The following is a 5,430-nucleotide window of genomic DNA, read 5'->3' as shown; positions in this document are numbered from 1 at the left end:
AGTGCCTGCGCGGCGGCCACCGCCGGGTTCGTGCTGCGCGCCGCCGAACGCCGCACCCCGGTACTGCTGGACGGTGTGTTCTCCTGCGCCGCCGCCCTGGTCGGCGCAGGACTCGCCCCGGACGCGCCCCGCTGGTGGCTGGCCGGGCACCGCTCCACCGAACCCTCCCAGGCCTTCGCACTCAAGGCGCTCGGTCTGGAGCCGATCCTGGACCTCGGCCTGCGCCTCGGCGAAGGCAGCGGCGCCGTGCAGGCGGTGCCGACCCTGCGCGCCGCGCAGGCCGTCCTCGGCGAGATGGGCCTGCTGGCCGACCTCGGGTGAGCACCGCCGGGTCGCGTGAGAAGGTCCCGCCCCGTGGGCAGTGAGCAACCGATACTGGCAACCGACCACCTGACGCTGGAGCCGTTGCGGGCCGACCATGCCGAGCCACTCGTCGACCTCTTCGCCGATCCGGAACTGAGCCGCTACTACCCCGGCGACCTCACCCGGCGCGAGAACGCCGAGGGGATGGTGCGGCAGCGGCTGGCCTACTCCGGTCCACCGGAGCTGGGGCACTGGGCGTTCGTACGGGACGGCGCGGTGGTCGGGCTCGGGCACCTGCGGCCGTCATGGGAACTGCCGGACGAACTGCCCGAGATCGGCTGGTACCTCGCCCGCACGCACGGCGGCCGCGGGCTGGCCACCGAGGCCGCCCGCACCCTGCTCCGGTACGGCTTGAGCGACCTCGGGCTGGACTCGGTGTGGGCGCTGGTGCACACCGACAACACGCCCAGCCTGCGGCTGGCACAACGGCTGGGGTTCCTGCGCGTCGGCAGCGGCATCCACTACGGCGACATGTGGCACCACGTGCACGTCGCCCTACCCGGCCGGACACCCGGGCTGTTCGGCTCCCTCGAATGCCGGTCTTGATCGTGAATTGCGCTTCCGCATCCGCATCCGCCTACCATACCAGTCAAAACCGAAATGCGCTGATATGCCGTCCAGCGGGCTTTCCGGTTGAAGCCATCACATATTCTTTCGAGGTCATGACAGGGCGGATCACACGGGCTCGGCGAACCACAAATTTCCTGGAGTCCTGGAGCACCCGTGTGGACGTATCCCGAAGATCATCGAATCAGCAACGTACGCCGCGACGCCAACTCGCCGACGAGGCGTTCCAGGACTTCACCTCCCGGGCGATCTGGTGCAGCTGGCCCGGGACCCACAGTTGACCCACGACGAAGATTTCACCCCACCGTCGCGCAGTTCCACCTTCAGCCGCTTTCGCAACCCTCCGCTGAAGCATTTCAGCCACTTCACACCGAGGAGTTCGACGTCCGCGATGGTGCCGCGCGTGGTGGACCATCGCCTGCCGCCCAGACGAGCGTCGAAACCGATCGGCAGGAACAGCATCCGGTGACTCATCAACCACAGCGTCCCACCGACCGCGCGATTCGCGCTCTGCCTCCGGTTGGCCGGGTACCTCATGCCACCGATACCGCCGAGCCCGCCACCGATGAGGGTTCCCGTGCCAGCGCTGACAGCCCCAGCCCCTACGGCGCCCCCGACAGCTCCCACTGACGTCGTGGTGAGGACCACCTTGACCGTGCACTCCACCCGACCGCCTTCGTCCTCTTCCAGTTCGGCGATCCTGTCATCGAGGTCGTCGACCCTTTCCTGACGTTCCGGCGGCGGAGTCGACCCCCGTTCGTGTGCCCAACCCACCGAGACCGCACCCGTCCCGCTCACCAGCACGCTCAACGTGGCCCCGTACACCAACCAGAACCAGAGGCCACCGCGTAGTCTTCGGGTCGGGCGCTCTCGCCTGCTCATGACTGTCATCCCCCCAGTGGACCCGCCACATCAGTCGATCGCTGATGTTTCCTCATGTCCCGGCGCCGCACAACGTCTGTCTGGGCCAACGTGTCGCGCACGGAACCGCATCTGGTCACGCCAGTGCAAGTTCCCGACGGTGCTACAGCTGTCTCGCGATGGGTGTGTGTCGGGGACTCCCCAGCGTGCATGAAATGCAGGCCGCAGGTTGGTCAGAGTATCCGGCGTCCAGCGCCTGTGCCGCCGCGAAGTAGCCGCACACTGCTCCGCGGCGACACACCAGAGCACCTCCCGCGAACCACGAGGCTCCGGCAGCACGACCTTGATCTAGCAGCACAAAACTCATACTCAGTTTTAGTTTCGTGTACCGCGGTCGCACGAAACTGAGACTGAGTTTGAGTTATACGTCGTCGAGGCGTCTCACCATGCCATGCGGCCGCCCCTTGTGCCTGCCGGACGCGAGTCGACAGCGACGACCGGCGGTCGTGCCAGACTGGCCCGCATGGCGGAGTTGAACGGGGCCCCGGTCGGCGTGGCGGAGATGCAGGCGTTGGCGCTGACCAACTACGGGCACTTCACCACGATGCGGGTCGAAGGCGGCGGCGTGCGGGGCCTGTCGCGGCACCTCGACCGCCTGGTGCGGAACTGCCGCGCGGTGTTCGACGCCGACCTCGACCCCGACCGGGTGCGTGACCTGGTGCGCCACGCGATCGACGGCCACGCCGGCCCCGTCGTGGTGCGCGTGACGGTGTTCGACCCGGCCCTGTCCGTCGCCAGGCCCGCCACCGAGGCCACCCCTGACGTCCTGGTGACGACACGGGCAGCGGCCGACGGGGAACAACCGCCCCTGCGGCTGCGCTCCGCCGTCTACCGCCGCGACACCCCCGAGGTGAAACACGTCGGCCTGTACGGCGCGCTGCGGCTGCGCCGGGCCGCGCAACGCGACGGCTATGACGACGTGGTGTTCACCTCCCCGGACGGGGCGGTCTCGGAGCTCGCCACTTCGAACCTCGGCACGGTGCGCGACGGGCAGCTGGTGTGGCCGTCGGAGCCACACCTGCCCGGGGTCACGATGCGGCTGCTCGACCAGGCATGGGGTGCCTCCGTGCGGTACGAACCGGTCACGCTCGCCGACCTGGCCACGGCCGACGCGGTGTTCGCCACCAATGCCACCATCGGCGTCCGCGCGGTGACCAGCATCGACGGCACGGACCGACCGCAGGATCATCCGGCGCTGCGGGAGTTGCGGGCTCGCTACCGGGAGACCCCGTTCGAAACGATGTGACACGCAGCGCCCACCCCGCCACCATCGGCCTATTATGGGCGGTATTCGTCAAGTTGCTTGACACGGAGATGGTTGGAAACCGTAAGGAACACGGTCCCGGGGATCCACAGAACCAGCCATACAATGCTTACTCCACCTTCCACAGGATTCATGACCGCCCCGGTCGACAACCCGCCGAATCCCCAGAAGGAAGAATATCTCCTGCTTCCTCGTCCTCGGCGGTTCCCCTTTTACCATCCGACCTCGATCCTGCTCTTTGTCGCCCACGCATGCTTGCTTCCTCGGGGTGGCGTTCGGCGACTCAGGATATCGCCGAACATGAGAAACGCCAAGGAAGGCGCATGGATGTCGAAGGCGATGTATTTGCCACTCCCAGGACCACCAGGATCACAACCAGGCCAACAGCGCCCAGGATTTGAACGAACAGGTAGAACGCGCGAAGGAAGATTGGCCGTTGTCCGGGCTCTTCCACTGGTGAGACTCAGGCGGGCGTCGGTGCGAGGAGGGTGCGGGCGTCGGTGACGTACGGTTTGCGCTGCTCGTCCGCCGGAACGGCGTCGAGGGTGTCCACGGCCGTGCGGTGGACGAGGCCGTCCGCGCGCTGCCAGTCGTCCAGTGCGTCCAGCGTCGCGGTCAGGTGGGCGACACCGTTCTCTACCTCGCCGGACTGAATCAGAGCTCGCGCCCGGTGGGTCTCGATCTGCGTCGGCCCCTGGAAACTATCGGGCGCGTAGAGCGGCAGCACCGCATCCTGCGCCTCGAAGGCGCTATCCACCCGTCCGCCGAGCGAGTACACCTCGCTGCGAACGAAGTACAACTGCTGGCTCGTCCAGCGCCACACACTCGTATTCTCCCCCCGATCCTGCTCCGGCAGGCGTTCGTACAGCTCGGTGAGCCGGTCGACGGCCGCGCGGGCGTCGTCGTCCCGCCCGATCCGGGCCAGCGCCTGGGTGCGTGCCGACCAGCCGCTGAGCACCCCGGGCGACGGTTTCGACTCGCCCAGCGCGATCGCACGGTCGGCCAGGGCTAGCACGCGCTCCGGGGTGGCGCTGTAGAGCGACATGATGGCCTGTTTCCCGCCGATCCGAGCGGACAGCCGCGGGTCGCCCACGGTCGTAGCGGCCCGTCCGGCCGTGCGCCACCAGCGTTGCGCGGCCAGGTGCTCCCGCAGGAACACGAAACTGAACGCGGTCAGCGCCGCGAGCTGGGCGGCGGAATGCACCAGCCGGGTGCGTGCCGGATCGTGTGCGGTGGCGATGCGTTCGCGGAGGTCGGCGAAGTCGGCGGTGAGCGCGGGCAGGGTGCGCGACGGTGGCTGGAACTGGACCTGCCGGGCGTAGTCGGCGGCGACCTGTTCCCACTCGTCGGCGTCCCGGTCGGCCGCCGGGACGCCGAGCACCCCGTCGAGGCCGCGCCGGGCCTGTTCCAGGTTCTCCAGGACCGGCCCGCCCAGGGCGGCAGGGCCGAGCAGCGCCAGCAGTGTTCGACGGTTCACGTCGTCCTCCTTCTCGGTGTCGGCGACGACCTCGGCGCCGGTCACGTCGGCGCCGTGGGTGCAGCGCCGCGCGGTCTCGTCCCGGCGCAGCTCGTCCAGTTCGCGCCAGCGGGTCTCGGCGGCGACGACCGCGTCGTACCGGGCGAGCAGTGCGCCGTCCGCGCGGTAGGTGCGGTCGGCGGCCGCCCAGAACCGGCGGCCGGGGAACTGGCGGGCCTTCTCGATGTGCGCGATCGACGAGCGCGTGTAGCCGGTGCGGCGGCCGAGTTCGGTCTGGTTGATGCCGGTCGATTCCCGGTAGGCGGCCAATGTCCGCCCGAGTTCCCGGCGGAGTTCGGCGAGTGGTTCCGGCAGGCGCGCCATGGTCCCCCCGTGATCGACGGTGCGTGTCCGACCTGTTGTCCAGCGTAGCCGGAGTTGTCGTTGTGTCCAGGACTTTCGAGGTGAGAGCTGGTTCCCACACCTGCCCCACGTGGTGACGGTGGGTGTTCGGTTGACCATGTAGCGCGATAGTTCCGACCGGAGGGAGGCGCGGATGCGGCGGTATCTGTGGCAACAGGCCGAGGGGCTGCGGCACGCCTACGACGCGCACCGCACGCCGCTCGATCTCGGCGTCACGTTCCCCACGCTGTGCGGGGCGGAGGTGACCACGAGCCGCGAGGACGTCGGCAAGTGGCTGCGCCCGACCTGCCCCACCTGCGACCACGAGATCCGCACCCGGCTCGGCCTCGCGTGACCCGACACCGACACCCACGAGGAGACCGGGCTGAGCCGCCTACCGACGTGCTGCCGCGCGTGCCGCGGTGGCCGTCCCCGCGCGACCTCGCCCGCGCCGAGG

The 5,430-nt window shown here is 69.0% G+C and carries 6 protein-coding genes; 4 read left to right on the top strand and 2 right to left on the bottom strand.

What is annotated here, in order from left to right; translation table 11 throughout:
- The coding region (locus SACHA_RS0117905; RefSeq protein WP_028663318.1) for a nicotinate-nucleotide--dimethylbenzimidazole phosphoribosyltransferase at positions 1–321 on the top strand (321 nt) is incomplete at its 5' end.
- A 33-nt stretch (positions 322–354) separates the two neighbouring features.
- The gene (locus SACHA_RS0117900) at positions 355–909 is read left to right on the top strand and encodes a GNAT family N-acetyltransferase (protein ID WP_019812009.1); all 555 of its coding nucleotides are present in this window, start codon (positions 355–357) and stop codon (positions 907–909) included.
- Between the two features lie 255 nt (positions 910–1,164).
- Here the strand turns inward: SACHA_RS0117900 and SACHA_RS0117895 are convergent, their stop codons facing one another.
- A complete protein-coding gene (locus SACHA_RS0117895) occupies positions 1,165–1,740 on the bottom strand; it encodes a hypothetical protein (protein WP_157601746.1) in 576 nt (191 codons plus the stop codon).
- Positions 1,741–2,314: 574 nt separating this feature from the next.
- On the opposite strand from SACHA_RS0117895, the gene SACHA_RS0117890 reads away from it, so the two are divergent.
- Positions 2,315–3,097: an aminotransferase class IV family protein gene (locus SACHA_RS0117890; RefSeq protein ID WP_019812005.1), complete on the top strand. Its 783-nt coding sequence runs from the start codon at positions 2,315–2,317 to the stop codon at positions 3,095–3,097.
- Between the two features lie 481 nt (positions 3,098–3,578).
- Here the strand turns inward: SACHA_RS0117890 and SACHA_RS0117885 are convergent, their stop codons facing one another.
- Complete coding sequence (locus SACHA_RS0117885; protein WP_019812003.1) at positions 3,579–4,955, bottom strand: helix-turn-helix transcriptional regulator; 1,377 nt, start codon at positions 4,953–4,955, stop codon at positions 3,579–3,581.
- Positions 4,956–5,127: 172 nt separating this feature from the next.
- Between SACHA_RS0117885 and SACHA_RS0117880 the strand changes: the two genes are divergently transcribed.
- On the top strand, positions 5,128–5,328 hold the full coding sequence (locus SACHA_RS0117880; RefSeq protein ID WP_019812001.1) for a zinc finger protein: 201 nt from the start codon (positions 5,128–5,130) through the stop codon (positions 5,326–5,328).
- The last annotated feature ends 102 nt before the right edge of the window (positions 5,329–5,430 follow it).

Source organism: Saccharomonospora halophila 8 (genome assembly GCF_000383775.1).
GTDB lineage: Bacteria > Actinomycetota > Actinomycetes > Mycobacteriales > Pseudonocardiaceae > Saccharomonospora > Saccharomonospora halophila.
This window is presented reverse-complemented; position numbering and strand designations above follow the sequence as displayed.